Source organism: Ventrimonas faecis, from assembly GCF_040096075.1.
Taxonomy (GTDB): Bacteria; Bacillota; Clostridia; order Lachnospirales; family Lachnospiraceae; genus Brotaphodocola; species Brotaphodocola faecis.
Genome location: NZ_JBBMFJ010000028.1, coordinates 1 through 26,441, shown reverse-complemented (window position 1 = coordinate 26,441; position 26,441 = coordinate 1). Strand labels below are relative to the sequence as shown.

General features: G+C 50.3%; 28 protein-coding genes and 1 riboswitch. Of the genes, 4 read left to right on the top strand and 24 right to left on the bottom strand.

Annotated elements, in window-relative coordinates; genetic code table 11:
• Positions 1 to 57 precede the first annotated feature (57 nt).
• The 10 genes from WMO41_RS12435 to WMO41_RS12390 all read right to left on the bottom strand — a co-directional run bounded on the left by WMO41_RS12435 (position 58) and on the right by WMO41_RS12390 (position 11,441).
• On the bottom strand, positions 58 to 2,001 hold the full coding sequence (locus tag WMO41_RS12435; protein WP_349230022.1) for a B12-binding domain-containing radical SAM protein: 1,944 nt from the start codon (positions 1,999 to 2,001) through the stop codon (positions 58 to 60).
• A 3-nt stretch (positions 2,002 to 2,004) separates the two neighbouring features.
• Positions 2,005 to 2,505, bottom strand: coding sequence for a deaminase (locus WMO41_RS12430; protein ID WP_177291280.1), 501 nt, complete (start codon positions 2,503 to 2,505; stop codon positions 2,005 to 2,007).
• 120 nt (positions 2,506 to 2,625) lie between these two features.
• On the bottom strand, positions 2,626 to 3,681 hold the full coding sequence (locus WMO41_RS12425; protein WP_349230021.1) for an L-threonylcarbamoyladenylate synthase: 1,056 nt from the start codon (positions 3,679 to 3,681) through the stop codon (positions 2,626 to 2,628).
• Positions 3,682 to 3,823: 142 nt separating this feature from the next.
• Positions 3,824 to 4,465, bottom strand: coding sequence for an ECF transporter S component (locus tag WMO41_RS12420; protein ID WP_349230020.1), 642 nt, complete (start codon positions 4,463 to 4,465; stop codon positions 3,824 to 3,826).
• A gap of 157 nt (positions 4,466 to 4,622) precedes the next feature.
• A riboswitch (FMN riboswitch) is annotated at positions 4,623 to 4,743 on the bottom strand.
• 36 nt (positions 4,744 to 4,779) lie between these two features.
• Positions 4,780 to 5,457, bottom strand: coding sequence for an N-acetylmuramoyl-L-alanine amidase (locus WMO41_RS12415; protein ID WP_494338464.1), 678 nt, complete (start codon positions 5,455 to 5,457; stop codon positions 4,780 to 4,782).
• A gap of 193 nt (positions 5,458 to 5,650) precedes the next feature.
• Positions 5,651 to 7,159 carry a metallophosphoesterase gene (locus WMO41_RS12410; protein WP_349230018.1) on the bottom strand — a complete coding sequence of 503 codons (1,509 nt, stop codon included), beginning with the start codon at positions 7,157 to 7,159 and terminating at the stop codon, positions 5,651 to 5,653.
• 42 nt (positions 7,160 to 7,201) lie between these two features.
• Positions 7,202 to 8,863 carry a glycosyl hydrolase family 18 protein gene (locus WMO41_RS12405; protein ID WP_349230017.1) on the bottom strand — a complete coding sequence of 554 codons (1,662 nt, stop codon included), beginning with the start codon at positions 8,861 to 8,863 and terminating at the stop codon, positions 7,202 to 7,204.
• Positions 8,864 to 8,984: 121 nt separating this feature from the next.
• The gene (locus WMO41_RS12400) at positions 8,985 to 9,278 is read right to left on the bottom strand and encodes a hypothetical protein (protein WP_177291275.1); all 294 of its coding nucleotides are present in this window, start codon (positions 9,276 to 9,278) and stop codon (positions 8,985 to 8,987) included.
• Positions 9,279 to 9,432: 154 nt separating this feature from the next.
• Positions 9,433 to 10,005, bottom strand: a complete 573-nt coding sequence (locus WMO41_RS12395) for a hypothetical protein (protein ID WP_177291274.1) — start codon at positions 10,003 to 10,005, stop codon at positions 9,433 to 9,435.
• 53 nt (positions 10,006 to 10,058) lie between these two features.
• Complete coding sequence (locus WMO41_RS12390; protein WP_349230045.1) at positions 10,059 to 11,441, bottom strand: serine/threonine protein kinase; 1,383 nt, start codon at positions 11,439 to 11,441, stop codon at positions 10,059 to 10,061.
• A 349-nt stretch (positions 11,442 to 11,790) separates the two neighbouring features.
• On the opposite strand from WMO41_RS12390, the gene WMO41_RS12385 reads away from it, so the two are divergent.
• Complete coding sequence (locus tag WMO41_RS12385; RefSeq protein WP_349230016.1) at positions 11,791 to 12,567, top strand: adaptor protein MecA; 777 nt, start codon at positions 11,791 to 11,793, stop codon at positions 12,565 to 12,567.
• A 71-nt stretch (positions 12,568 to 12,638) separates the two neighbouring features.
• Here the strand turns inward: WMO41_RS12385 and WMO41_RS12380 are convergent, their stop codons facing one another.
• A complete protein-coding gene (locus WMO41_RS12380; RefSeq protein WP_118534156.1) occupies positions 12,639 to 12,839 on the bottom strand; it encodes a DUF1858 domain-containing protein in 201 nt (66 codons plus the stop codon).
• A gap of 279 nt (positions 12,840 to 13,118) precedes the next feature.
• Between WMO41_RS12380 and fdxA the strand changes: the two genes are divergently transcribed.
• The gene (gene fdxA, locus WMO41_RS12375) at positions 13,119 to 13,289 is read left to right on the top strand and encodes a 4Fe-4S ferredoxin (RefSeq protein ID WP_118534155.1); all 171 of its coding nucleotides are present in this window, start codon (positions 13,119 to 13,121) and stop codon (positions 13,287 to 13,289) included.
• Positions 13,290 to 13,420: 131 nt separating this feature from the next.
• Complete coding sequence (locus WMO41_RS12370; RefSeq protein WP_349230015.1) at positions 13,421 to 14,137, top strand: gamma-glutamyl-gamma-aminobutyrate hydrolase family protein; 717 nt, start codon at positions 13,421 to 13,423, stop codon at positions 14,135 to 14,137.
• Positions 14,138 to 14,165: 28 nt separating this feature from the next.
• On the opposite strand, the gene WMO41_RS12365 is transcribed toward WMO41_RS12370, so the two are convergent.
• From WMO41_RS12365 to WMO41_RS12350, 4 genes are all read right to left on the bottom strand, one after another.
• Complete coding sequence (locus WMO41_RS12365) at positions 14,166 to 15,068, bottom strand: helix-turn-helix domain-containing protein (RefSeq protein WP_349230014.1); 903 nt, start codon at positions 15,066 to 15,068, stop codon at positions 14,166 to 14,168.
• Between the two features lie 153 nt (positions 15,069 to 15,221).
• Positions 15,222 to 16,556, bottom strand: coding sequence for a replicative DNA helicase (gene dnaB, locus WMO41_RS12360; RefSeq protein ID WP_349230013.1), 1,335 nt, complete (start codon positions 16,554 to 16,556; stop codon positions 15,222 to 15,224).
• A 6-nt stretch (positions 16,557 to 16,562) separates the two neighbouring features.
• The gene (rplI, locus tag WMO41_RS12355; RefSeq protein WP_349230012.1) at positions 16,563 to 17,009 is read right to left on the bottom strand and encodes a 50S ribosomal protein L9; all 447 of its coding nucleotides are present in this window, start codon (positions 17,007 to 17,009) and stop codon (positions 16,563 to 16,565) included.
• Positions 17,009 to 19,051: a DHH family phosphoesterase gene (locus tag WMO41_RS12350; RefSeq protein ID WP_349230011.1), complete on the bottom strand. Its 2,043-nt coding sequence runs from the start codon at positions 19,049 to 19,051 to the stop codon at positions 17,009 to 17,011. Before WMO41_RS12350 ends, rplI begins: the two co-directional genes overlap by 1 nt.
• A gap of 214 nt (positions 19,052 to 19,265) precedes the next feature.
• Here WMO41_RS12350 and WMO41_RS12345 point away from each other — a divergent pair, with 214 nt between their 5' ends.
• Entirely contained in the window at positions 19,266 to 20,414 is a 1,149-nt protein-coding gene (locus WMO41_RS12345; RefSeq protein WP_349230010.1) for a DUF4317 domain-containing protein, read from the top strand.
• Positions 20,415 to 20,540: 126 nt separating this feature from the next.
• Here the strand turns inward: WMO41_RS12345 and WMO41_RS12340 are convergent, their stop codons facing one another.
• The 9 genes from WMO41_RS12340 to WMO41_RS12300 all read right to left on the bottom strand — a co-directional run bounded on the left by WMO41_RS12340 (position 20,541) and on the right by WMO41_RS12300 (position 26,360).
• Positions 20,541 to 21,377, bottom strand: coding sequence for a DUF6612 family protein (locus tag WMO41_RS12340; protein ID WP_349230009.1), 837 nt, complete (start codon positions 21,375 to 21,377; stop codon positions 20,541 to 20,543).
• A 35-nt stretch (positions 21,378 to 21,412) separates the two neighbouring features.
• On the bottom strand, positions 21,413 to 21,643 hold the full coding sequence (locus WMO41_RS12335; RefSeq protein WP_177292171.1) for a hypothetical protein: 231 nt from the start codon (positions 21,641 to 21,643) through the stop codon (positions 21,413 to 21,415).
• A gap of 176 nt (positions 21,644 to 21,819) precedes the next feature.
• Entirely contained in the window at positions 21,820 to 22,086 is a 267-nt protein-coding gene (rpsR, locus tag WMO41_RS12330) for a 30S ribosomal protein S18 (protein WP_118534146.1), read from the bottom strand.
• 51 nt (positions 22,087 to 22,137) lie between these two features.
• On the bottom strand, positions 22,138 to 22,602 hold the full coding sequence (locus WMO41_RS12325; protein WP_118534145.1) for a single-stranded DNA-binding protein: 465 nt from the start codon (positions 22,600 to 22,602) through the stop codon (positions 22,138 to 22,140).
• 41 nt (positions 22,603 to 22,643) lie between these two features.
• Positions 22,644 to 22,937 carry a 30S ribosomal protein S6 gene (gene rpsF, locus WMO41_RS12320; RefSeq protein WP_118534144.1) on the bottom strand — a complete coding sequence of 98 codons (294 nt, stop codon included), beginning with the start codon at positions 22,935 to 22,937 and terminating at the stop codon, positions 22,644 to 22,646.
• A gap of 139 nt (positions 22,938 to 23,076) precedes the next feature.
• A complete protein-coding gene (locus WMO41_RS12315) occupies positions 23,077 to 23,286 on the bottom strand; it encodes a DUF951 domain-containing protein (protein ID WP_349230008.1) in 210 nt (69 codons plus the stop codon).
• Positions 23,287 to 23,441: 155 nt separating this feature from the next.
• Positions 23,442 to 24,455, bottom strand: coding sequence for an aldo/keto reductase (locus tag WMO41_RS12310; RefSeq protein WP_349230044.1), 1,014 nt, complete (start codon positions 24,453 to 24,455; stop codon positions 23,442 to 23,444).
• Positions 24,455 to 25,186, bottom strand: a complete 732-nt coding sequence (locus WMO41_RS12305; protein WP_494338463.1) for an NAD-dependent protein deacylase — start codon at positions 25,184 to 25,186, stop codon at positions 24,455 to 24,457. The genes WMO41_RS12310 and WMO41_RS12305 overlap by 1 nt, the downstream gene beginning before the upstream one ends.
• A gap of 52 nt (positions 25,187 to 25,238) precedes the next feature.
• Entirely contained in the window at positions 25,239 to 26,360 is a 1,122-nt protein-coding gene (locus WMO41_RS12300; RefSeq protein ID WP_349230007.1) for a GNAT family N-acetyltransferase, read from the bottom strand.
• Between the last annotated feature and the right edge of the window lie 81 nt (positions 26,361 to 26,441).

Below are 26,441 nucleotides of genomic sequence, written 5' to 3'. Positions count from 1 at the left end.
GCACTGCGATTTTCCGGGCAGGCCCATGTTCTTCTGTTGCTGTATTCTGCTCATTCATCATACTTCCGTTCTCCCCAGCACTGTCACGTTCGCGTTATGGTTCAGCCGGTCTTTCTCCCGGTAATCAAACAGCAGAATCTCTCCAGACCGCAGCACCTCTGCATGTACCTGGGTTCCCAGGGTCCGCAGTTCCGGAACCAGTCCACGGATTTCTTCTTTATAAGGGGCCTGCGGCAAAGCAAAGGACGGGCGGCTCTTTGCGTTTTCCCGCAGATACAGATCACACATCAGAGCATCCTCGAACTGTCCCATCCGTTCGGACTCCACTTTCTGGCTGATCAGGTCATGGAAAATTTCATAGCGGGCCAGCCGGCTATGGTTCAGGCCCGTCAGGTTCCGCTCATCGTAATACCGCGCCATATACTCATACATGGCAAACGCACCGTCAAACTCCTGTTCAAACAGCTTTAAGGTCCGCAGGAACTGGCGGCTGTTGTAGTAGACCTCCACCATATCCTCCACACCTTTTAAGCGGAGCACATCGCTGTACGGCAACCACTTTGTCGACAGGACCTCATACGGTGCCTTTCCCCGGTACTGTAAATCATACTCCTGCACCTTCTCATACATGTAGGAACCCTTTAATACTTTCAGGAATCCGAGCTGAAACTGCTCCGGCTCCATGGAATAGACCTCATTGAAGGACCGTTCAAAGGACTCGTAATCTTCAAACGGAAGCCCCGCGATCAGATCCAGATGCTGATGTACATTCTTTCCGGCATTGATCCGCTCTACCACATAACGAAGCCGTTTCAGATCCATTTTCCGCCGGATTGCCCGGATCGTATCCGGGTTGGTACTCTGCACGCCAATCTCCAGCTGGATCAGTCCCGGCCGCATGCGGCTGATCAGCTCCAGCTCTTCTTCATCCAGCAGATCTGCCGTAATCTCAAAATGGAAGTTGGTCACCCCATTGTCATGTTCCAGAATATGCTTCCAGATTGCCATGGCATGACTCTTTTTCGCATTAAAGGTCCGGTCTACGAACTTCACCTGAGGTACTCGTTTTTCCAGAAAGAAATCCAGCTCCGGCAGCACCAGCTTCAGATCCCGGAACCGAACGGACTTGTCGATGGAGGACAGGCAGTAACTGCAGGAAAACGGACAGCCGCGGCTGCTCTCGTAGTAAACGATGCGGTTCTCAAACCCTTTTAAGCTCGGATACAGAAACGGAATCCGACTCATGTCCATGACCGGACGGATGGGCTGGTCACAGATGGTTCCATCCTCACCGTGGTAGGTCAGGCCTGCAACCTGGGACATGCGATGCCAGAAGGCTGATACCCATGCAGCCTCTGGCCAGTTCTGCAATTCCGGCATCCGGCCGGAATCTGCCACGGTCTCAGTTCCCATGTTCTTCTGCTCGTTCCACCCCAGGCTATGCATCTGTTTTAGGCTCCGCACCGTGCATCCCAGCGTCCGGTAACATTCCAGAAGGGCAGCGAACATCTCCTCGCCTTCGCCCTTCATGACGCCGAACACCTCCGTCTCCCTTGAAAGAAGCTCCGGCGCGTCATAGGAAACCTCCGGGCCGCCCAGCCAGATATCGGCCTCCGGCAGCACCTTGTGAATGTCCCGCACCAGATCCAGCGCATAGGCAATATTCCAGATATAGCAGGAAATTCCCACCATGTCCGGCTTTCTCCGGTAAATATCCTCCAGAATCAGTTCCATCTGGTTGTTGATGGTGTACTCTGCAATTTCCACCTGCATGCTACAGCCCGGTTCATCCTGCTGCCCGGTTATCGAAATCTCTGCAGCACCGCTGTCCGCATGTTCCCTCTCTGCAAAGAGCGCACAAGGGAGACCATCCTCCCGCAGATTCTGGTCTCCCTGCACCGGTTCTGCCGCGCCCTGGGACTCGGCAAACATTTTTAAACTGTACACTCCCGGGTTGGAGTGAATGTATTTGGCATTGATCGCCGTGAGTAAAAACTTCATATCCTATACGTCAATCTCAATCTTTCTTCCGGTCTGGTCGTACTGGTAATACCGCACGCCTGCCGCGTTCAGCATGCGTTTGGAAGCCCGCACGGACGGAGAATCCGGATATTTATCTTCCTTATAAATAATGGTCTTAATTCCCGCCTGAATAATGGCTTTCGCGCACTCATTGCAGGGAAAAAGGGTTACATAAATCTTACTGCCCTCCAGGCTTCCGCCCCGGTAATTTAAGATGGCATTCAGCTCACTGTGGGTCACATACAGATATTTTGTGCTGTACGGATCATCCGCCTCCTGCTCACGTCCCCAGGGAAATTCGTCATCGGAACAGCCCTTCGGAAATCCATTGTATCCCATGGACATGATCTTGTTGTCCTCGCTGACAATACAGGCACCCACCTGGGTGTTCGGATCCTTGGAACGGCGGCCGGATAAGTCCGCCACACCCATAAAATATTCGTCCCAGGAAATATAATCTGTACGTTTCTTGGAATTGCTCATAGCACGCTTCCTCCCATCTCTTTTTCTTTTGCCGTTTGTCCTCTGTCTACCCACACACCTTCTATTCTGGTCTGGCCTGAAGCACGGTCAAACCAGTCTTTTGCTTCTATCCCTGCCGTTTCACACCTTCAGCACATGATAGCCTGCCGCTTTCGTCAGCCGGTTCATGATAGCCTGTCCCAGGTGATCTTTGGAAAAGCTTTCTGAATAAATGCAGTCCACATCCAGATCGTCAAACTCTCTCAACACGGCAAACAGGTTATGGGCAATGGTTTCCTCCTTTGCCCGAAGTCCCACGCTGCGGACTTCTCCCTGCGGGAAACGGTCTTTTGTTTCATCGGTACAGATCACGCCAACCTTTTTGCCCTCTGCCAGTTTTTCTTTCACCAGCGCATTGATGGTTTCCACCACCTTATCTGTCTCGCCTTCTACCAGCTGCAGGTCCGCATGGGGCGCATAATGGCGGTATTTCATGCCCGGTGCCTTTGGCCGCAGGTCTGCGCTCGGTGGCGCCTGAATCGCCGGATCAATCTCCACTCTGCCAACGGTCTCCCGCAGCATCTCCATGGTAATGGCACCCGGACGGAGCAGAGTCGGAACATCGCCAGAGACATCCACAATGGTGGACTCCACACCGATCCCCACCGGACCGCCGTCCAGGATCATCTCAATTTTGCCTTCCATATCCTGCCATACATGCTGGGCCGTGGTCGGGCTTGGACGCCCGGAGGTGTTGGCGCTCGGCGCTGCCACCGGAACTCCCGCCAGCTTAATGAGCCGGTTTGCCACCGGGTCGCTTGGCATACGGACTGCCACCGTATCCAGACCACCAGTCGTTCCATAAGGCACAATATCACTCTTTGGAAATACCATGGTGAGCGGGCCCGGCCAGTATGCTTCCGCCAGTTTTCTTCCAGCTTCCGGAATATATGCCACCAGCGGCTTTAACTCCTCCAGACAGGAGATGTGCGCAATCAGCGGATTGTCGGACGGGCGGCCTTTCGCTGCGTAAATCTTCTTGGCCGCAGCCTCATCCAACGCGTTGGCACCAAGGCCGTACACCGTTTCCGTCGGAAACGCCACCAGGCCGCCATCACGTAAAATCTGCGCTGCCTCTGCCAGTTCCTCATCTTTAATCTGTTTTGTATCTTCTATTTTTACCAGTTTTGTATTCATAGGTTTACCTTCTTTGCAATTGCGCTTTTATCGGTACAATGATTCTGCCTTATCATAACACAAGACGCCCTGCGGTGCAAGGCACACCGCGGGGCGTCAGAATAAACTCTGTGTCAAAAATCATTCCCATTCACACACTGCTCTAGGCGTTGACACGTTTGCTGTTCTTTGCGGTTTTCTGATGGGTTCCCACACTGTGGATCAGAACGCTGACGCGCTTGTAAACCAGAGAGGTAACCACAGATACCACAATACCCTTTACCAGGTTGAACGGTCCTACACAGAAGAATGCGAAGGTCCATACACTTCCCACTGCCGGGTTGATAGCAGCACCTGCTGCCAGAATGGTCTCCATCGGCATAAAGTTGGAGTAGAACGGAAGCATCACCAGTGCATTGGCTACCACGCCGACTGCTGCCATTAAAACCGTTCCCACAACCAGACCGGTCATAGCGCCTTTGCGGGTATGAGAGATCTTATAGATCAGTCCTGCCGGAATGACCATGGAGCAGGAAATAACCAGGTTCGCGAACTCACCTACAAATCCGGTGCTGGTCGGCTTTAATACCAGCTTTACCAGAATCTTTACTACTTCCATAATAGCTCCGGCCACCGGTCCCATAGCAAAGGTACCGATCAGCACCGGAACCTCGCTGACATCCAGTCCGTAAAAGCTCGGTGCCAGAAACGGAAGCGGAAATTCAAAGAGCATCAGCACACCGGCCAGTGCGCCGAACATTCCCATCAATACCACATTTTTTGTTGTAAGCAGTTTTTCTTTCATGTCTTTTCCTCCTGAAATTTTGTATTTAAGTTCATCATTCAGAGGAATCGTGTGTGGCAGAGGAGTGGAAATAAAACAAAAATCCCCCGGATATCTCTATCCGGGGGTGTTCAGTCATTCATGCCGCTCTCACGGAGGCTCCGCGAAAGTCTTCACACAATTTCTTCTCTCATCCAGACTATACTGTCGGTTTTGGAATCTCACCAAATCAGCTGCTGAAAAGCAGGTCGCGGACTGTAACCGCCGGTGGGGAATTGCGCCCCGCCCCGAAGAACTTATCGTTGACTTAACTATAGTACATCTCTTTACAAAAATCAAGCAGATTTCTCTCCATTCAGGAATTCCATAATTCCCATATGAAGTGTCCAGGCCAGCCGGTCCTGATATTCCTCCGCATTCAGATCGGCTGCCTCCTTCCAGTTGGATAAAAAACCGCATTCTACAATCACGATTGGCTGTTTTACATGTAAAAGAAGATAGTAATTTCCATTGGGCTTTGCCTGTCTGGTATTCCTCTCCCCTAATACATAATCAAAGCGCCTCTGCAGAATTTCTGCGAGGCGCTTTCCTCTTTCGGATGTTTTGTAATAAAAGACCTGGCCGCCGGATATAGGTTCCTGATGATAGCTGTTCTGATGAATGCTCACCACCAGATCCGGATCCGCTTCCGTGATCTTTTTGCAGCGGTTTTTCATGTCCGCCATTTTTTTGCTGCTGTCACGTTCCGTATAAAGACCCCGGTCATCTTCCCTGGTCATACATACTTCCACACCCTCCGCTTCCAGATACGCCTTCAGCCGTTTCGCGATCTGCAGGTTAATCTCTTTTTCCAGGCTTCCATCCACACCAATCTTGCCCGGATCGAAACCGCCATGACCGGCATCTAAGACAACAACCGGAGGGCGGCTCTTCGCCATCACTGCCTGCCCGGACACCATTAGTCCCGCCTGCCGGGATACCAGAAATACGGCTACGAGGAGCATGACTGCCATCAGAAGTTCTGGTATTCTCCGGCCTTCTTCCTTCTGTTTTTCTGCTTCTGTCTGCCAATTGTGCCAGATCCATCCATCTTTTTTCACCTTACCGCTCCAGATTCCACTTTTCCTGTAAAATATATGATTCCGGAGCTTCGAAAAAAACATCGTCTTTTCATTTATCATAAAGCAGCCTGACAGCAGACAATATTTATTCCACTTCCAGCCGGTTATAATTCCGAACGCCGTCTTCCAGAATATACTGGAAATAGTCGCCCTGCTGGGTTGCCATGCCTGCGTCCTGCCAGAGCGCGTAAGCCGGATCATTCCGAACCTGATCCTGTACCTGATACGCCGTTCCCTGATAATAATGGTATTTTAACAGGGAATACAGCTGAGCCATCTGCTCCCGCTCACTGTCTGAAACCTCTGGCACTTCCCTCAGTGCCGCCACTGCCTGGTTATAGAAAACCCGCCGCAAAAACGGGGTCTGAAATTCCTTGAAATCCAGAAGCTCCGGCTCTGTCTGTCCGTTTTTCTTCGCCCACGCTTCCACATCCAGAGATCTGGTCCGATAAAGAAAACTCCGGTCATCCCGGTAGGTCAGGATCGCGTACTTGCAGGATGGCGTTGCCAGTGACGCAGTTACCATCTCCCATACTCCACGGTTTTCATCGGACCGTTTACAGTGCTGCACATGCAGATGTCCGCTTAAAAACAGCGGTACATCCCATGTTTCCAGAAGATCCACAAACTGTTCACTGTGTTCAATGGTACATTCATCTACATAGATCTCGCTCTCATCCAGCAGGTTATGATGGGCAATGGGAATGATCTCCACACCGGCATCCCAGGCTGCTTCTAACTGCTGTTCGATCCATTCATAGGTTGCCTCGGAAATAGCTCCGCCAACCTTATTCACCGGACTGTACTGGCAGCTGTCAATCATGAGGAGCCAGGTGTTTTCATCCAGCTCATACAGATAACTCAAACTGTTCGGATCCTCACTGGCCGCTTCATCATAGCCAAAGGCCTGGTAAATCTGCCTGAATTCCTCCGGGGTCGTATACTCTGCCGGAAGTCTTTCCTCTCCCTCGTAGCGCGCCGCCTGGCGGTTATTGATATCATGGTTTCCCGGAATAACAAGAACCGGAATTCCGTTATTCTCCACCCGGTGAAGCTTTTCCGCCAGATCCTTATGGCTGGCCTTCTCGCCGTTTAATGTCAGATCTCCGCTTAAAACCAGTGCATCCGGCCGCAGCTTCACCACCTCATCCAGAAACGCATCGGTGATCTGGTCAATATACGTTACTACCTTGCCGTCACCATACTCTACCATTTCCTGAAAGCACGGCCCGCCATCGGTCAGGGAATCAGAAAAGTAATGGATATCCGTACCCAGCATGATATTTTCCACCCATCCGCCGTCTTCTGCCTTCGGAAGCGGTCCGGAATCTTCCACAATTTCTGTCTCCTGCGTTTTTTCCTGATGCTTCAGGTCTTCCCCCTTTTCATCACCGGAAGAAGTTTCGGCTGCGGACGCATCTGTTCCGGCCTCACTGTTCTGTTCCGTTTCCCTGCTTTCTTCCTGGCTTTCTTCCGATACTTCCGTCACAGCCGCCGGATTTTCCCTCTGACATCCACTAAGCAGCGCCGCTGCAGCCAGAACAGGCAGAAAGGCAGATAAAATCTGCCTTCTGCCTCCCAGTCTCTTTTTCATATCCATCACCCTTTCCAAACCATCTCGCGTTTAAAAGCAGAACTACGGCAGTTTCACGATATCCCAGACATCTGCTGGTTCCAGGCCAAGGCGCCAGCAGGCAACACCCGCCAGGCCATTGTCCCGAATCAGCTGCATCTTCAGTTCCAGGGAACGCTCCTCTTCCATCCAGATTTCGTAGTTCACTCCGTCTTTCTCCAGTTCTCCGTAATACTGGCCAAGGTCGTCCTGCCAGTACAGTTCCACCTGATTGGTTTCTACCCATTCTTTGGCACTGGAGATTCCCACGGACTGGGAACTGGTTCCCAACGCATCCTCTTTCCAGATACGGGTATAAAACGGAATTGCGCTGATCAGTTTTTCCTTCGGTACCTGCTTTAACAGATTCGTAATGCCCTGTCTCTCATAGCCGATGGACGCGACCGAACCGGCCTCTCCGCCTGCGAAATGCTCGTCATACCCCATCATGACCACATAATCCGCCACGCGTCCCTGCTCTGCCCAGTTGTAAAACGCGGAATAAGAAGACGGCACATAGGAATCAATGGATAAGACCAGGCCTGCCTTTCTGCAGTCCACAGAAAGTTCCCGGATAAACTGTACATAATGAGGTCCCGCGGAAGCCTTGATTCCCTCCACATCCAGGTTGATGCCGTCAAATCCGTAGGTCCGGGCATCCTTCATCAGAGAGGCGATCAGCTTCTTTCTGGCCGCCGTACTGGCAAACAGAACCTCTGACTGTACATTGTCTCCTTTGTTGAAATTATCCAGCACGGCCCATACCTGCATGCCCAATGCATGAGCCTGATCTACATAATTCTTATCCGCAAGGGACTCGTAATTTCCATTGTTGTCCGTCAGCATGAACCAGGTCGGCGCGATCACATTCACGCCCTTTGTGGCAGATATCAGGGTCTGCATTGCCTGGTTTGCGGAAAGGTTTGTCACCTGATGCCATACCAGCACCACTGGCTCGTCCATAGAGATACTGGTGTATTCCGGCTCCTGAAATGTGCTGACCAGAGTTCTTGCTTCCGTTTCCTTCAAACGCCGGTTCGGCAGATACCCGACCTGGCCATCCTCCGTCCGTACCCGGCTCCAGTTTTCCAGCTGCTCCAGGACGGTCACCTCTGTCCCGGACAAAACTTCTGTGATCAGGGCACTCTTTACCCCTCCCCGGATTCGCAGCGCGGTGTTCTTCTTCACCTTTGCAAGCTGCTGTGGTTCCCATGTGGTATCTACAAAAACTCTGTGTACCCCGTCCGTATCAAAGGCCTCAATGCGCACATTGGTATAGGTACTCACCAGACTGGAAAGCAGCCACACAGTTCCGTCCTGCTGTACCAGCAGCGGCTTTCCGCTGCTTCCCATGGTTTCTTCATTTGCATACACGATCTGGTCCGGCAGTGTGTAGATCAGCTGGCTGTTTTCCTCATCCCAGTAGAACCGCTCATTAACTGCCTCGTCAACCCAGTTGACTGGCAGATAAACCTGGCCGTCTATATACCGGCCTTTCACGCTCTCTTCCCGTTCACTGTTCAGAAAGACTGCAACCTCGTTCCCGCTGGCCTGATACCACTCACTCTGATCCACCTGCTCTTTTGATGGTTTGTACTTCCGGTATAAAATAAATCCCGCCGCTGCCCCCGCAGCAAGCACGATTGTCAGTATCACAGTCAGTACTGTTGTCAGAAATCTTTTCATCTGCCGTATCTCCTTACTGGTATTCTTATCTCCCAGTATAGCATAAATCTGACACGGCTTCTCTTAAATTTTCCTGATCTTTTTTCTTTTCCCGGGCTGAATCGGGGATTCTCTTTTTTCTTTATCTGTGATACACAATATCAAAGTGGATTTCTTTTAACCGTCTGGCTTTCATATAGTCTTCTGCTTCTTCATTCACCCCCTCGCCCTGAGGATCTTCCTGCGGAATATCCTCCAGAATATAATCCCCCATATAGAAACTGCCGTCCTCACGAACCTCAAACAGCTTTTCCCACGTTGCGTCGCTGGCATCCACTCCGTCGATCAGAACGCGGATTCCACGTTTCTGGTAGCGCTTCAGGCCTTCCACGTAAACCTGTTTTCCTTCGCTTTTTTCATTCTCCTGTACGGTCATATCATACCTCTTTTCTGCAAAACGGCATCCGTTATTTCCAGAAGGTTTTGCGTGACACATTTTCTGCTGCAGTTCAGGCACAGTGAACCGCAGTCATTTTCTTCCACTTGTATAAAATACGGTGCCGCCCGCATTTTTACCGATTCTCCAGTCCTTATTGCATTTTGCCCGGCCCCCGCCGCGTGAACAATAAGTCCTCAAAGCACGGTATTTCTTCTCTGGTAATGCGAAATGCATCTGCTGAAGCCGGAAGTCTCTGCAGTCTGCAATGAAACAGCTTTTCTATTTCTCTTCTGGTATCTTCTCCGCCCGAAGCAACAGCCATTTTCCAGCTTTCATCCCTGTTTCCCGCCTGCTCCAGCACTTCCAGAAATGCTTCCGCCTTCCATTCATTTAACGATCCCACCAGGATTTTTCTGTCACAGCGCGCACACTCACACAGGCTGCTCTCTGTTGCTTCTCCGTAATCCAGAATAATGTAATGATAGTCTCTGCCCAGACAAAACGATAGCACCGACGGATCTGCCATTTTGTAATAATCCACTTCCATAATCCGAAACACTTCCCATTTATTCCGGCTCTGGTCCGTCTCCTGCCGTTCTTTTCCGGCAAAACGCCCTATCCTTTCAAAATCACCGTGATCGTTCCACTCTAACAGCGCTGTCTTTTTTCGTTTCACTCCCGTCAGATAATTCGCCAGGGAAACCGCCAGATGACTGGTTCCCACTCCCCGGCCACAGCCGGTCAGGCCAATTACACGAACCCGGGTTCCTGACAGGCTTACCGGAGTTTCTTTTTTCTTTCCCCAAATACGTTTCGCGACGTGTCTCCTCCCTGTCCAAACCACCGGTTCCAGATAAGCCGGTACACACAGTCCGATTCCCGGCTTCCTGTAAACGGATTCTCGAAATACGACATCCTCAGTCCTTCTGCGCATGGCTGTTTCTGTCGAAAAGACAAACTTCCACAAAACAGATTATAAATGACGCTCAGGCCCCTCACAGATTCACATAACCCTGCTGCCTCTTCAGAGTTTTCCCATTCCCATGGTTTTCCTCCGCATATAAGCAGGTATCCGTCTGCGTTTTCCTGCGTCAGCAGGTCCGGATCCGCACCGCAGTCCAGAATGCGGATCCGGTATCCGGACGGTTTCCATTCCACTGCCTCGCCATAGCAGGGAAGCATGGGCGTTTTCCAGATACGAAACACACCACTTGAATCTGCCCTGGCTCCACGACACTCTGCCAGCTGGCGTACCGCGCCGGATTCATTAAATTCTTCGTAAACCGCTGACATTCCGCACTTTTGCAGATATGCCACCAGTCCCATAGCAATGTGGGTTGTTCCCACACCGTGACGGCTGCCCGCCACGGCAATCACCAGAGACTCCTCCATACACTTTGCACCATGTTGAAATACACCATTTTCTGACTGATCCCAAAGTTTTTGCAACGCTTTTTCCAGTTCCTCTGCGGTCTGAAACCGTCTGTCCTTCTCTTTCTGCAGACACTTTCGAATCAGACGCATCAGACGCCGTTCGGTTATTCCTGATAATTTCACCTGCTCCGGCCGGACCTGTTCTCCCGTGAAATGTCCTGTCAGCATGTAATGGAGGACAGCACCAATGGCATAAATATCGGTTCTTCCATCTAAAACATCTCCCGTATACTGTTCCGGCGCCGCGTAGCCAGCCGTTCCGTAACGTTCTGCCAGACGTTCTGCTTCATCCGCGTAAACTGCATGATCAAAGTCGATCAACTTGATTGTGTTTTTATAAAGTAAAAGATTTTTGGGTTGTAAATCAAGATATAAAACAGGGGTAGGCATTATTGAATGCATGATATGTACCAGATGGCAAATCTGAATTCCGTACCGGATCGTCATTGCCGATGAACAATGTCCCGATTCACGGATCAGGGCATATAAAGAATCTCCTTCGAGATACTCCTCAATCAGGTAGCTGTACTGCTCATCTTCTGCCAGGTCATATACGATTGGTATCGCCTGGTCACGAATCCCCTTCAGTATCAGCGCTTCTTTTCTAAACAGTTCGTAGTTAACAAAGGTCTTTGGAACCCTTTTAATGGCGCGGTATTCGTCAAGCTCCATGTGCCTTGCCAGAAATACTGTGCCGCTTCTGCCGCAGCCAAGTACACGGCACAACCGGTACTTTCCGAATAAAATGGTATCCGCTGTTTTTCTCCTCCTTCCCTGTACTTGTCTCTGTGATGCTATTGTAATCTGAATAATGCCATCTGACAAGGATATCCATCTTCAAGGTTCGACAAAATTCGCCAAATGGGTAAGAATCACAGTTCTGCCACCATGGTATCATACGACATTTTCAGTTCAGAAAATTCCTGCCTGTGAACTGTAACACATACTTCTTAACATTTCCTGAAATTTTCACATAGGAATTGATATTTTCCCATATCATATACTATAATTAGAGTAGGAAAGCAGATTCTTTTTTCTGTTTTCTCCTGAATTTCAAATTGAAAGGAGTGATCTTATGAAAATTGAACGAATCAATGAAAACCAGATCCGGTGCACACTGACCAGTCTTGACCTTAGTTCCCGCAACTTAAATCTGGGTGAGCTTGCTTATGGAAGTGAGAAAGCCCGCAGCCTGTTTCGTGAGATGATTCAAAAGGCCTCCAATGAAGTTGGCTTTGACGCTGAAGATATCCCCCTGATGGTGGAAGCTATTCCACTGTCCGGTGAAAGCGTGATGTTAGTCATCACCAAGATAGAGGATCCCGAGGAACTGGACACCCGCTTTTCCAAATTCTCCCCTCTTTCCGAGGATGGGGCTGAAAATCTCTGGGGCGGCCTCGCGAATGAACTGTTAGAGGGCGCTGACGGACTCATGGAACTGTTTAAGCAGAATATGCTCGCGGCAAACGCGCCGGCTACTTCCGGTTCCTCCGACACAGCCACACTGCAGACCCCGGATACTTCCGCAGACAAAATTCCGGCAGACGGTGTTCCATCCATTCAGACCCGCATCTACCGTTTTGGAAGCCTCGACCAGATTTCCGACGCGGCCAGGGCAACACAGTCGCTGGGAAACGTAGCCAGCAGGCTTTACAAAAAACCCGGAACCAGCCAGTATTATCTGGTTCTTTCCAGCCAGTCCGCTGACCCGGTTGTTTTCAGCCGTGTATGCAACCTGCTTGCGGAATACGGGGAAAAGATCCGGACCGATGCCGCAGGCGAAGCCTACTATCAGGAGCATTTTGAAGTCATTGTCGGATCAGACGCCCTGCAGAAGCTTGCACTGATCTGAATACAGAAACAAAAAAGCGAAGCACCATCTTACGATGGCCTTCGCTTTTTTATTTTTCGCATTTCCGCTTCTTATTTATCAGCCAGGATCTCATTGATACCATTTACCAGTGAGTCACAGTCAATGCCGTGAACCATGCATGCCTCTTCCAGAGACTCTCCCTGAGAAGACGGGCAGCCCAGGCAATGCATACCTGCACGCATTAAAATCGGGGCAATCAGATCGCTCTTCTGAAGCAGCTCGCCGATTAACATATCTTTACTGATCTGCATGTTAAATTCCTCCTTTTTGGATATACTACACTACACTATAATACTTTTCACCCAAATACGCAAGTAATATTCATGAATCACAGATAATGATAATTTTGTTCATTTTTGCTAAATCATAGTTCTTTTCTAGGAATTATTTTCAAATAGTTACCCAAAGCTAACCATGTATTGTACCTTATTTTATTCAAAAGTGCAATATTTTCCTCTTGAATATTTTTTCGATTTAGTATACAATGATGCTATCGAAATGATTATAGAATATTTAAGGAGGATATTATCATGGCATATGTAATTTCTGATTCTTGTGTTAGTTGCGGTACCTGCGAGAGCGAGTGCCCGGTAAGCGCTATTTCCCAGGGAGACAGCCAGTACGTTATCGACGCTGACGCTTGCATCTCCTGCGGTACCTGTGCAGGTGTTTGCCCGACCGGCGCTATCAACGAGGGTTAATTAAACACAACTCTTCAAATGCCTCTTCTGTATTTGCGGTACAGAAGAGGCATTTTTTGTTGCCATAACAGCCATACGCGGATATCTTATAGTTACAGAGAACCAATTACAACAACGAAAGGAGTTTTCCCATGACAAAGAAAAAACCTCTGATCGCCCTTACCCCTTATTTCAATATTGAGCGTGACGAACCTTATATGCGCCCGGCCTACTTAAAAGCCATTCGCGCTGTCGGCGGCACTCCGCTGATTCTTCCACTGGATCTGGAAGAGGAAGACCTCCAGCAGGTCGTAGACACCTTTGATGGTTTTCTCTTTACCGGCGGGCCAGATATTCACCCGTTTTATTTCGGTGAGGAAACCCAGGAAAACTGTGGCAATGTCTGCCTGCGCCGGGACCGTATGGAGATGGCCCTGTTAAAACTGGTCATGAAAACCGGCAAACCGGTTTTGGGCATCTGCCGCGGCATCCAGCTTCTGAATGTAGCACTGGGTGGTGATATCTATCAGGACATTCCAAGCCAGTTTCCACAGGATTTTCCCATTGCCCATACCCAGCCCTTTGACTATGTGATCCCATCTCACAAAGTCGAGGTGGTTCCCGGAACTCTGCTGGCACGCCTGACCGGCGGTGAAACCCTGCAGGTCAACAGCATGCACCATCAGGCCTGCCGTAAGATTGCCCCGGGACTTATCGCCTGCGGCCATGCCTCCGGCGGACTTACAGAAGCCATTGAAAAACCAGATTACCCATTCTTTCTCGGTGTCCAGTGGCACCCGGAATATCTGTGGGAACAGGATCCGGCCATGAGACAGCTTTTTGAAGCATTTGTAAAGGCGGCCCGCTGATCTGCGGCCCGCCTTTTTACCAGTCCTATTACAGTTTTTTTCCACTCCGCCCGAATTTCTTTTTTCGAAAAAACGGCATCCGGGCCGCTGCTGCCTCCGCTTTTCCTTTATTTTCCTTCTGATGCGCCCGCAGTGTCTCATCCAGAGCCTTAAAGCGCTCCTCCTCTTTCTCATCACTGATTCGCATCATATATTCCAGTTCCTGCACCATACGGTCATTCACCTGACGGCTGATTTCCTCGCTGAGCGCCTCATTATTCTGACGCATAGCCTGTCCGATGGCATTGCCGATGATGTGATTCATGAGCTGCTGGAACTGCTCCAGCTTTTCCTGCTGCGACATTACCGCAGGCTCTTCTTCCGTTCTGGCTGCTACCTCTGCCTTTCCCTCTCCATTCATATTCCTCTCCGCACTCTCCTCATTCATACTGTCACCCTCATCCGGTTTTTCCGGCGCTGCGTCCGCATTGCGATATCCCGTTCCAGGCTCCTTCCCCGCCTCATCCACACTGCGGTATCCTGTTCCCGGTATTTTCCTCGCCTCATCCGCATTGCGGTATCCCGTTCCCGGCGCTTCCTTCACTGTATCTGCATAGCGGTACGCCATTTCCGGCTCCAGCTGCACCGCACCGGCTGAGGCATGCCGCAAAATATCCACGGCGTTCTGCCGCAGCGCCTCATTTAAATCCAGATCTTTCTCCCCGGCCAGCATCCGCTTTAGCACCGGCTCAATCGCCTTTAACTGGTACCCCTTCTCCTTCAGTTCATTGATCTTTTGAAACATCTCAATATGCAGCTTTGTATAATACCGTTGATTTTTCCTGTCTCGCGGTATCTCCAGATGCAGCTCGTCCTCCCAGTAACGGAGCACATGATTCTCCACACCCACCAACCTGCCCGCCTGGGATATGGAGTAACGTCTTTCAGCCATCCTTTTCTCTCCTTAAGGTCTTTTCATAATTTCATTACAGCTTATTTAAATAGTATGAATCGTCCTTCAGAATTATGCTTAAGGGCAGAAAAAAAGAGATGCGGCATGTCAGCTGCATCTCCTTCCAGACATTCGGCTCTGGAATTCAGAACTTTACTTTGCCAGGTTCACAAACTTGGTAAACTCCGGCTGCCACAACAGATTTACGGTTCCTATTGGGCCGTTACGCTGTTTGGCTATGATTACCTCCGCAATGTTCGGGGTATCGGTATCTTTGTTGTAGTAATCGTCACGGTAAAGGAACATTACCACATCGGCATCCTGCTCAATCGCTCCGGACTCACGCAGGTCCGAAAGCATCGGACGGTGATCGGTTCGGGTCTCGCAGGCACGGCTCAGCTGTGACAGGGCAATGACCGGCGCGTTGATCTCGCGGGCCAGGGCCTTTAAGGAACGGGAAATCTCAGAGATCTCCTGCTGGCGGCTCTCACTGCTCTTGCCGCCGCTGCCCGTCATCAACTGCAGATAGTCGATGATGACCATACTCAGGCCGTATTCCAGCTTCATCTTTCTGCACTTGGAACGCAGTTCCGTGATGGAGATACCCGGCGTGTCGTCAATGATCATCTTGGAATTGCCGATGACGCCGATACCTTCCACAATAGCATCCCAGTCCGAGTCCGTCAGATTACCGTTACGAAGCTTCTGGGCGTCTACGTTGGACTCCATGGCCAGCATACGGTTGACCAGCTGCTCCTTGGACATCTCCAGGCTGAAGATCATGCAGGGCAAGCCCTTGCGGACTGCCACATGGTCTACCAGGTTTAAGACGAAAGCCGTCTTACCCATAGACGGACGCGCCGCAATCAGCACAAGGTCGGACGGCTGCATGCCTGAGGTCTTGTAATCCAGATCAATGAATCCCGTCGGGATACCGGTCACAGTACCCTGACTCTTGGATGCCGTCTCGATCTTTTCCAAGACATTTAACGCCACCTGGCGGATCGGCACAAAGTCACCGGAGTTCCGGTTCTGAAGCAGGTCGAAAATAGTCTTCTCTGTTCCCGCCAGAATCTGCTCCAGAGGCTCCTTACCCGCGTAACAGGTGTTGGCTATCTCCTCGTTGACCTTGATGAGCTTTCGCAGCACGGATTTCTCGTACACGATGTTCGCGTAGGAGCGGACATTGGCCGAGGTCGGCACCGTGGTAATGATGTCGCGCACAAATTCCAGGCTGCTGACCTCCGGCGGAACATCCTTCTCTTTTAGACGGTTCTGCAGGGTAATCAGATCGACCGGAGCGCCCTCATTGAACAGCTCCACCATGCTCTCAAACATAATGCCGTACTGCTGCTGGTAAAAATCCGATGCCGTGATGATTTCCGATGCGGCAATGATGGCATCCTTGTCCATCAACATGGAGCCGATTACCGACTGCTCCGCTTCCACACTGTGGGGAAGCACACGCTTCATCAATGCCTCATCCATAAAATCTTACGCCTCCGTTACTTTGACTGTCAGCTTCGCGATTACATCCTTGTGAAGTTTTACCGGAACCTCATGGTTTCCGAAGGTCTTGATCGGCTCCGGAAGAACCAGTTTCTTTTTGTCGATATCCAGCTTTAACTGATCTGCTGCCGCTGCCGCAATCTCCTTGCTGGAAATGGAGCCAAACGCTTTGCCGCCCTCTCCGGCTTTCATCTTCAGGGTCACGGAAACCTTCTCAATCTGCTCTGCCAGCTCTTTTGCTGCTGCCAGCTGCTCTGCCGCTACCTTTGCGGCGTTTGCCTTCTGAAGCTTTAAGTCATTTAAGTTTTTGGAGGTTGCCTCAACCCCCAGCTTTTTCGGCAGGATAAAGTTTCTTGCGTATCCGTCATTGACCTTTACAATCTGGCCTTTCTTTCCTAATGCCTTAACATCCTCTAATAATACGATTTCCATTATGATATATCTCCCTTCTGTAACATCTCATCGATAACCGCTTTCACGCGGTCTTTGGCTTCGTCCATACTGATGCCGGAAAGCTGTGCCCCGGCAATGGTACGATGTCCGCCGCCGCCCAGTTTCTCCATCATGACCTGAACATTGACCTCGTCAATGGAGCGGGCGCTCAAATAGATCAGGCCGTGGTACTCTGTCATGACCACGGAAGCCTTGATTCCCTTAATCTCAAGCAGTTCATTTGCCGCCTGCGCGCAGACAATGGTCGGGCTCGGAAGTCCTTCCGACGGGCATACGCCGATGGAAAATGCTTCGCGGTAAATCTCCGCGGAGGAAATTGCTGCTGCCCTTGCCTTGTAATCCTGCATATCATCCCGGAACAGCTTGCGCACACGGGTCACATCGGCTCCGTTGCGGCGCAGGAACGCTGCCGCCTCAAACGTGCGCACACCGGTCTGGTTGGTAAAGTTGTTTGTATCGATGACGATGCCGGCATACATGGCATCTGCCTCCGCAGATTTAATCTTAATGCCGTCCGCAATGTACTGCAGCACCTCCGCAACCATCTCACAGGCTGAAGACGCATACGGCTCCACGTAAGAGAGCACTGCGTTGCTGATGACTTCGCTGCTCTGGCGGTGATGATCCATCACGACAATGGTCTTCACCAGCTTTAAAAGCTCCGGCGCGTCCGTAATGCTGGGCCGGTTTACATCTACCACAACCAGCATAGTGCTGGCATCCACCAGCTCTGCCGCCTGTGCACCAGTTAAAAACAGATCCTCCGGATAATCCGGGTTATCCAGAAACCGGTTCATCATCGGCTGAACGGATGTGGTCACTTCATTGATAATGACATGAGCTTTTTTATTCAGTGCCGTGGCAATGCGGTAAATACCGATAGCAGAACCAAACGCGTCGCTGTCGCTTAACTTATGTCCCATAATCAGGATGCGGTCCTTTGTCTCCATAAGCTCCCGCATGGCATGTGCCTTAACACGGGCCTTGACACGGGTGGATTTCTCCTGCTGCTGGGATTTGCCTCCATAATACTGAATGCGGCTTCCATCTTTTACAACTGCCTGATCGCCTCCGCGGCCAAGGGCCATATCAATTGCCACGCGTGCGGAATCGTAATTCTGCGCATAGCTGTCCCCGTTCATGCCGATACCGATACTTAAGGTAACAGCCATCTCATTTCCAATGTTGACGGTCTTAACATCCTCCAGAATGGAGAAGCGTTCCTCCTGCATCTGTTCCATGTATTTCTGCTTCACGGCAAAGAAATACTTGTCCTTTTCAATGCTCTTTAAGATACCATCCACCGCGCCAATGTACTTATTGATCTTACGGTCGATCAGCGCAGTCAAAAGGGAACGGCGCACCTCTTCCACACTCTCCAGTGCTTCGTCATAGTTGTCCAGATAAATAATTCCGGCCACCATCTTTTCATCGGTGATCTGCTGACGACACCGCAGAATCTCGGTTTCATCAAACAGATATACTGCCAGAAGCTTCTGACGGCTGATGACTGCCTGAATTTCTTCCTGCTCGGAACTGCTCACATAGATTGGCTGAAGCTCCATGCGGAACCGACGCTCTCCAAACACAGTATGCACCTTGACCGGATCCTCATCCGTTGCCAGATCATCTTTGGTGACTTCCGGAAACATGGTAAGCAGATTCTTCCAGTTTCCTTTTTCCAGGGCCGTGACTGCCCGGAATTCGTCGTTGGCCCAGACAATCCTGCCGTCTTCATCGGCCAGCGCGTAAGGCAGGGCCAGTCCCGTAAGCAGCTGCTTCTGGATCCATGCATATTCCGCTGAAAAGTCCACCAGACCGCCCAGAATCCGCTTTTTGCTGTAAAAGAAGATCCACATGGCAACGCCCAGATAGCCAATCGTGAAGGGGAGCATAACCAGCCCGCCAATGTGGCTGACGCACCCGGCCGCGATGTTGGCGCAGACCATAAACAGGGAAAGAAGCAGGGGCCAGCTTAGGTAACCTCTCAGCTGCCCATGAACCTTTATGTTCTCTTTCATACGTTTTCTCCTTATCAGATCCGAAGGGATCTGCCGCTGCAGGCAGCTTTTCTGCTGCCGCCTATCTTCCGATTATACCATAGCTGCCTTATTTCGTCTACTGTTCGCATGTTGCGCAGGCCGCCGATGGATTTCTCTTTATCTAAATCTGTTTCTGTGATAAAATAGAACTCCGAATTGATGATTTACCATGTATACAAAGGAGAGACACCTTATGATAAAGAAAGAAATTGCTGAGATCAAGCGCCAGTTCACCCCGGCCAACTGCTCCATCTCCCGCATCTGCGGCTGCTACGTGGACGGCGAAAAGAATAAAAAAGCAGAATTTAAGGAGGCGTTTTTATCCCTCCCGGAAGAAGATATGTTCAAGTATTTTGAGTTGCTCCGCAAGAATCTGTCCGGCACACTGGGAAAAAATCTCATTAACCTGGAGTTTCCACTGGCAGCCGAGGAAGAAGGCGGCCCTCACGAATTTCTGTTAAAGCTGCGCAACAGCCGCCTGCAGGACGACGCCCTCTTAGATGCCTTTTATGACCGCATCATTGAAAATTACGACTACGTGGGCAACTACCTGATCCTGCTAATCCACGATGCCTACGATATTCCGGGAAAGACTTCCGACGGTATTGAGATGGAGGATGCTTCCGATGAGGTTTACAGCTACATTCTCTGCTCCATCTGCCCGGTAGACCTCTCTAAACCGGGTCTCAGCTACAATGAACTGGAGGGCAGCTTCCAGAACCGTATCCGTGACTGGGTCGTTCAGATGCCGCAGCTTGGCTTCCTGTTCCCGGCCTTCAACGACCGCTCCACTGACCTGCACAGCACCCTGTACTACTCCAAAGACAGCGATGACCTGCACGACGCTTTCATTGAGCAAATGCTTGGCTGCCCGCTGCCGCTCCCGGCCGGTTACCAGAAAGAATCCTTCCAGACTATTATTGAGGAGACCCTGGGGGATGCCTGCGACTACGAGACGGTAAAGACCATCCACGAGAATTTAAGCGAACTGATTGAAGAACACAAGGATGAGCCGGAACCTCTTGTTCTCGACAAATACCAGGTCCGCAATCTTCTTGAGCACAGCGGCATCGAGGAAGAACAGCTGGAGTCCTTTGACCAGAACTTCGATGAAACCGCCGGTGAAAAGGCTTCCATTTACGCAAGTAATATTGCCAACACCCGCGCCTTCGAGGTCAAGACCCCGGATGTCATCATCAAGGTCAATCCAGACCGCACCGACTTAATCGAAACCCGCGAGATTGACGGCCGCCAGTGCCTGGTTATTGCCATTGACGGCGGCGTGGAGGTAAACGGAATTGCCGTAACACCGGGTACACCCACCAAAAAAAGTGAAGAATAACACACCTGCATTTTAATCCATAACACAGGAAACGCCGAAAGCGCGGCCATATGTCAGCACTTTCGGCGTTTTCTTTTCCAATTTTCTTCTGTTCGTTTGATGCGCAGCTTTCTCTGTACCTGGTTTCTACTGTATCTCAAGCAGCTGATATCCATTTAAATCCGGTGTCGCAAATTCCACCGGCTGTCCCGGATCTGCATAACCCACATCACCGTCCATCGTCACACTCACGGTCTGGTCAGCCACGGTCATTGTCATACCCATCTTCATTCTGCTCTTTTTGCAGTAGCCATCCGGATCTATAACAAATTCACCGCTGATGGCATCATAGCTTACCTGTGCGCCGCTCTGAGCCACCGCAGACATTCCGCTCATTCCCATCACCTGATCAAGCAGTGAATTCATTTTCCCGGCATCCATGGTATAGCTCAGGATCCGGTCTTCGCCCTCTGTGCGAAGCTTCAGATTCTGAATGTAATCCAGGCCGCCATTTTCCATGCCCGGAATCTGCTGAATGCTTTTCATCATCTGCTCCAATGGCATCGGCTGTTTGATTTTCTGATCCATCATGTCCATGTAATACATACCATTTTCATAGTACATATTTCCCGTGACCGGAGTACCACTTAAATCTATGGAATCACTTTTTCCCGCTGGACCCTCTGCTTCATTTCCATTTGAGAACTGCCCTATGGTCATACGCATGTAGTTGTTCATACGCAGATGCTCCGGCTCTGTAATGTGATTTGCTTTCATATTCATCTCCAGGCGGCTGCTCATCTGCATAGCATCCATTTTGGTGCTTATATTAAAATCATAGTAAGCGTTCACATCCGTCAGAGTTTTTTGTTTCTGGTTCATCTCCTCATATACCGCCACCGCATCTGCATCATTCGCATAAGCCGGCACGGTAAGTACCATCACCAAAGTTGCCGTTGCTGCTGCCAGTCGTTTCAGTTTCATGTGTAATCCCTCCTCAAATTTGAATTCATTACCAATTACTGTTTCTGCTGCTGTTTTATATTTTCTGAACCACAATGGCTAAAACATTTGCTGCAGTCACCACTGCATGTCATATGCCCGGAATCCGTATGGTTTTTGCCAGCTTCCCCGCTCTGCGCCTCTTCCCGATCCTTCTTTTTCGAATAAAGAATCAGGCCAGTCAGGCAGATTACTCCAACAACCACCGCCACACAGGCCTTTACAAATATTCCCATCAATACTTCCATGCTTGCTCGCTTCCTTTTTCTGTCTGTTCTATTTGTCTCTTCTTATTTTATCACTGGCATATAGCATATTCAACGGCTCCAGCCAAATCGTAAGAGGAATGTAAGACGAAAAAAGAGACCTTACACAGTTTCCTGCATAAAGCCTCTTTCTGAATTCTTATTCCGTATCTTGTGGATTACTCCATGGTGTACGGCATCAGAGCGATGTGACGTGCTCTCTTGATAGCAACGGTCAGAGCTCTCTGGTGCTTAGCACAGTTACCGGTAATTCTTCTCGGAAGAATTTTACCTCTCTCAGATACATATCTTTTCAGTTTGTTGGTATCCTTGTAATCGATTACGCCGTTCTTATCGCCGCAGAATACACAAACTTTTTTTCTTCTACGCATGCCGCCTCTTCTTACCTTAGCGCCATCTGCTTTATCAGTCTTATTGAATGCCATTGGTACTGCCTCCTTCTTCAAATGATTCGTGCCGTTTCAGCTAAATCCGATTTAGTTAAACGGCAGTCCTTCGTCTTCCACACCATCCGGGATGTTCATGAAGCCATCGCCAATTGCGCTGGTCGGAGCCGGTCTGGAGGTCGGCTGATAGCCGTAACCGCCGTTGTCGCCGTTTCCGCCTGCAGAGTTTTTGCTGTCTGCAAACTCCTGATCATCTACGATGATGTCTGTGGTATAAACACGCTGACCTTCTTTGTTGGTGTAACTGCCAGTCTGGATACGTCCGGACACCAGTACACGCATCCCCTGACGGAAATACTTCTCTGCAAACTCGCCTGCTCTGTCAAATGCCACGATGTTAATAAAATCGGCAGTCTGCTCGTTTCCGTCCTGGTTGCGGCGTCCTCTGCGGTCCACTGCAAGGGTGTATCTCGCAACAGCCATGGAACGCTCTCCCTGGGTGTAACGAACTTCCGGGTCTCTGGTCAATCTTCCCATAAGGATTACTCTATTCATACCATCACTCTTCCTTTTTTAAGCTGGTCGTTATCTATTACTTACTGCTCGTCCTGCTTTACGCAAAGATATCTGACAACCGGCTCCATGATGCGGATGTGTGCTTCCACTTCGTTAGAGCAGTCAGAGTTCTCAGACTCGAACTTGATGAAGTAGTAGAAAGCCTCTTTTGCTTTCTGAATCTCGTAAGCAAGTCTCTTCTTGCCCCAATCATCAACGCCTGTTACAGTGCCACCGAAGCGGGTGATATAACCCTGTACCTTCTCCAGTGCTGCAGCTCTCTCTTCGTCTTCGAGTTTTGCGCTCAGAACAACTGCTAATTCGTATTTGTTCATTGCTTTACCTCCTTGTGGTCTCTGGCCCTTGACTTCAGTTTCAAGAGCAAGGATTTTAATGTGTCACGGATAAATATTTTAGCAGACTTACCGCATAAAAGCAAGCACTTTTTCGCGGTTTTTGCAAGTTTTTTTGCGGTTATCCCTGCTGCTTCTCCGCTGCCTTCGTCAGGCCCCGGGCATTTTTCTCTACCATCTTACGCTCGGTCATGACCTGATGACCGCAGCCCATGCATTTCAGCCGGAAATCCGCGCCTATCCGCAGAATTTCCCACTCATGGCTTCCGCAGGGATGCGGCTTTTTCAGTTTCACGACATCACCCACTTCAAAATTCCATTTCTGATCCATATATTGCTCCCATTTCTCTTCTTCTGTTTCCCAGTTCTGTCATTCAGCCCGATTCCAGCTGCCCGACGTACCCCATTCCGCAAACTGCTGGTTTTCTCGTTCCTGCTGTTTTCGGCGGTCCTCATCTGTCTCCTGCAATTCTTTCCGCAAATTTTCTACCGGATCATATGACCTGGATCTTTTCCAAGGATTGCATCGATCTTCGCCAGTTCTTCTGTACTGAACTCCAGCTTCTCCAGTGCGGCCACATTGTCCTCCAGCTGGCTGACACGGCTTGCGCCGATCAGGACACTGGCCACCTCATCTCTGCGCAGTACCCAGGCCAGGGCCATCTGCGCCAGGCTCTGCCCGCGCTCTTTCGCAGCCTCGTTCAGCTTTGCCACTTTTTCAAGCTGTTCCTCATGCATATACCGTTTTCCTACGGTAGTTCCCTGGCGGGATGCCCGGGAATCTGCCGGAATTCCATTTAAGTAACGGTCTGTCAGTGCTCCCTGGGCCAGCGGACTGTAAGCAATGCAGCCGGTTCCCGTTTTAGCCAGCACATCAAACAGCCCCTGCTCCGGCCAGCGCTCAAACATGTTGTATCTGGCCTGATGAAGCAGGCACGGCGTTCCGTTTGCCTTCAGGATCTGTATCGCCCGCTCTGCTTCCTCTGCCTGGTAATTGGAAATTCCCACATACAGTGCCTTCCCCTGCCGAACCATATCCGACAGCGCACCCATGGTCTCCTCCAGCGGAGTCTCCGGATCCGGACGGTGATGATAGAAAATGTCCACATAATCCAGCTTCATGCGTTTTAAGCTGGCGTCCAGACTGGACATCAGATACTTTCTGGAACCCCAGTTTCCATACGGTCCCGGCCAGAAATCGTATCCGGCTTTGGTGGAAACCAGAATCTGCTCCCGATACGGTTTTAAATTTTCCTCAAAAATCTTTCCGAAGTTTTCCTCTGCCATTCCAATGTTCGGCGCACCATAGTTGTTTGCCAGATCAAAATGGGTAATACCCAGATCAAATGCACGGAATATGATTTTTTTCTGTTCTGAAAGCGGTTTTTCCGCGCCAAAATTCTGCCACATGCCCAGCGATACCCGCGGAAGCAGGATGCCGCTGTTTCCGCAGCGCTTGTAACTCATCTTGTCATAACGGGACTCGTCTGCCTGATACATCATTCGCCCTCCTTCAAAAAGCGTTCAAATACTTCACCAATCGGTTCGTTGATGACCAGATCGGCCCGTCCATCCATCGGAGTTGCTGTTTTATTGATCAGCACCAGCTTCTTTCCCCGGTAATAATCAATCAGTCCTGCTGCCGGATACACGGTCAGAGACGTTCCTCCAATGATCAGGATATCCGCCTCCTGTATGTAGCGCACTGCCTTCTGCAGCGTAGTCTGATCCAGACCTTCCTCATAGAGAACTACATCCGGCTTGATGATGCCGCCGCACTCGCAGCGCGGCACACCCTCCATCCCCAGAATCGCGGCAAGATCAAAGAATTTTCCACAGCGGGTACAGTAATTCCGGTGGACAGAACCGTGCAGTTCCAGCACTTCCCGGCTTCCGGCTGCCTGATGCAGTCCGTCAATGTTCTGGGTAATAACCGCGCGAACCTTTCCCTGCTGCTCCAGCTTCGCTAACGCCCGGTGCGCCGCATTGGGCTTCGCATTCGGAAACAGCATTTTATTTTTATAGAACCGGTAAAATTCCTCCGGATTTCTCCGATAAAAGCTGTGACTGATAATGGTCTCCGGTGGATAAGCATACTGCTGATTGTAAAGTCCGTCCACGCTGCGAAAATCTGGGATTCCGCTCTCCGTGGAAACACCCGCGCCGCCAAAAAATACCACATTATCGCTTTCCTGAATCCACTGCTCCAGCTGATTCACACGTTCCGTCATAATCTGGTCCATCATTCCCGCTCCTTTCGTTTTAAAACCTGTTCCAATCTGTCTACACAACCTCATCCAGGAAGATCCGGCTCAATACATCAATCTGCTCTGCCCCGGCATACTGCTTTACAACCTCCGGCACATGGTAACCAAACAGCCACTGTGTCAGCTCCTCAATTTTCAAATGCAGCACGCGGTCATTTTCCCATTCTGTCTGTGCCAGTGCCTCTTCCATGGTTCCGATCTGTCCCGTCAGTTTCTCAAGCTGGGATCCAGCATGATCCAGTGTCCAGATAAACCGTCCATCATTCTGCGGAATCAGCGGGTCCTCCAGTTCCAGACAAACGGTAAGCTGCTCCGCTTCTGCGTTTTCTTTCAAATGGACCACCGGTACAAAGGTCTCCGGGGTAATAATTCGTGCCATGATGGCTGGCTTTTCCTTTTCCAGCTCAGAATATCCATCTTCTGTATACAAAAGGCGCTGTTCTTTTTCCTCGCGTCCCCAGATGCTCTGTACCCCCACAAGCTGTTTCTGGTCATAAAGAAGATCCAGGCTTCCCAGTTCACTCTTCACTTCCCGGAGCAGGCTGGTTACATAAGCATCGTCCCGTTTCGCGAATACCTCATAGCGCTGCTCCAGCCAGTGCTGCATCCAGTCGGCTATCTGCTGCACCGTTTTCTGCTGTGCATCTGCATCCACACATTCCTCTGCAGCTCCTGTTTCTTCTATAGAAATACGCTCCAGCTCTGCATTTTCTTTCAGCTTCCAGACCGGCTGGTCATAAATAAACGCAAACTGAAACGGCGTGTAAATGGCTTCTGCCGCCGGCATCAGAAAACAGAACGGCATCTGCTGCGCCCGCATGTCTGTCATCATCCTGATCAGCAGGCTGCGCATGTAACCGCGGTGGCGCATATCCGACCGGGTGGCTACCGCCACAATATAATCCACATTCCAGCAGACATTTCGCACCTGCAGCCGGTAAGGATTCCGGTGAAGCATCGACTGGATAACACCATCCTCCTCCCGGACCAGTACCTGGTTCCTGCTCATTTTCTCCTGATCATAGTAATCCAGAAAATCCTCAGAATCCTCCGGGAATGCCTCCCGCCATAAATCCTTTGTCAGGCTTTTTTCCTGATTATCCAGATATCTTATCATAGCCGCCTCTCTTTTCTGCATCTCAGATCGTAACTGTTCAGTACCCTCACAGTTACGGGCAAAAATCCATTGAAAATTGCCTTCGGCAATGGGATTTTTGCC

Bases quoted from the DNA above. Each gene is read 5' to 3' on its own strand.
- WMO41_RS12315 (WP_349230008.1), bottom strand. From the start codon at position 23,286: ATGGATCAGAAATGGAATTTTGAAGTGGGTGATGTCGTGAAACTGAAA.
- WMO41_RS12430 (WP_177291280.1), bottom strand. From the start codon at position 2,505: ATGAGCAATTCCAAGAAACGTACAGATTATATTTCCTGGGACGAATAT.
- WMO41_RS12410 (WP_349230018.1), bottom strand. From the start codon at position 7,159: ATGAAAAAGAGACTGGGAGGCAGAAGGCAGATTTTATCTGCCTTTCTG.
- WMO41_RS12420 (WP_349230020.1), bottom strand. From the start codon at position 4,465: ATGAAAGAAAAACTGCTTACAACAAAAAATGTGGTATTGATGGGAATG.
- rpsF (WP_118534144.1), bottom strand. From the start codon at position 22,937: ATGAACAAATACGAATTAGCAGTTGTTCTGAGCGCAAAACTCGAAGAC.
- fdxA (WP_118534155.1), top strand. From the start codon at position 13,119: ATGGCATATGTAATTTCTGATTCTTGTGTTAGTTGCGGTACCTGCGAG.
- WMO41_RS12415 (WP_494338464.1), bottom strand. From the start codon at position 5,457: ATGGCAGTCATGCTCCTCGTAGCCGTATTTCTGGTATCCCGGCAGGCG.
- WMO41_RS12350 (WP_349230011.1), bottom strand. From the start codon at position 19,051: ATGAAAGAGAACATAAAGGTTCATGGGCAGCTGAGAGGTTACCTAAGC.
- WMO41_RS12425 (WP_349230021.1), bottom strand. From the start codon at position 3,681: ATGAATACAAAACTGGTAAAAATAGAAGATACAAAACAGATTAAAGAT.
- dnaB (WP_349230013.1), bottom strand. From the start codon at position 16,556: ATGGATGAGGCATTGATGAAGCGTGTGCTTCCCCACAGTGTGGAAGCG.
- WMO41_RS12385 (WP_349230016.1), top strand. From the start codon at position 11,791: ATGAAAATTGAACGAATCAATGAAAACCAGATCCGGTGCACACTGACC.
- WMO41_RS12345 (WP_349230010.1), top strand. From the start codon at position 19,266: ATGATAAAGAAAGAAATTGCTGAGATCAAGCGCCAGTTCACCCCGGCC.
- WMO41_RS12365 (WP_349230014.1), bottom strand. From the start codon at position 15,068: ATGGCTGAAAGACGTTACTCCATATCCCAGGCGGGCAGGTTGGTGGGT.
- WMO41_RS12370 (WP_349230015.1), top strand. From the start codon at position 13,421: ATGACAAAGAAAAAACCTCTGATCGCCCTTACCCCTTATTTCAATATT.
- WMO41_RS12305 (WP_494338463.1), bottom strand. From the start codon at position 25,186: ATGACGGAACGTGTGAATCAGCTGGAGCAGTGGATTCAGGAAAGCGAT.
- WMO41_RS12380 (WP_118534156.1), bottom strand. From the start codon at position 12,839: ATGCAGATCAGTAAAGATATGTTAATCGGCGAGCTGCTTCAGAAGAGC.
- WMO41_RS12400 (WP_177291275.1), bottom strand. From the start codon at position 9,278: ATGACCGTACAGGAGAATGAAAAAAGCGAAGGAAAACAGGTTTACGTG.
- rplI (WP_349230012.1), bottom strand. From the start codon at position 17,009: ATGGAAATCGTATTATTAGAGGATGTTAAGGCATTAGGAAAGAAAGGC.
- WMO41_RS12340 (WP_349230009.1), bottom strand. From the start codon at position 21,377: ATGAAACTGAAACGACTGGCAGCAGCAACGGCAACTTTGGTGATGGTA.
- WMO41_RS12325 (WP_118534145.1), bottom strand. From the start codon at position 22,602: ATGAATAGAGTAATCCTTATGGGAAGATTGACCAGAGACCCGGAAGTT.
- WMO41_RS12335 (WP_177292171.1), bottom strand. From the start codon at position 21,643: ATGGAAGTATTGATGGGAATATTTGTAAAGGCCTGTGTGGCGGTGGTT.
- WMO41_RS12310 (WP_349230044.1), bottom strand. From the start codon at position 24,455: ATGTATCAGGCAGACGAGTCCCGTTATGACAAGATGAGTTACAAGCGC.
- WMO41_RS12405 (WP_349230017.1), bottom strand. From the start codon at position 8,863: ATGAAAAGATTTCTGACAACAGTACTGACTGTGATACTGACAATCGTG.
- WMO41_RS12300 (WP_349230007.1), bottom strand. From the start codon at position 26,360: ATGCAGAAAAGAGAGGCGGCTATGATAAGATATCTGGATAATCAGGAA.
- WMO41_RS12435 (WP_349230022.1), bottom strand. From the start codon at position 2,001: ATGAAGTTTTTACTCACGGCGATCAATGCCAAATACATTCACTCCAAC.
- rpsR (WP_118534146.1), bottom strand. From the start codon at position 22,086: ATGGCATTCAATAAGACTGATAAAGCAGATGGCGCTAAGGTAAGAAGA.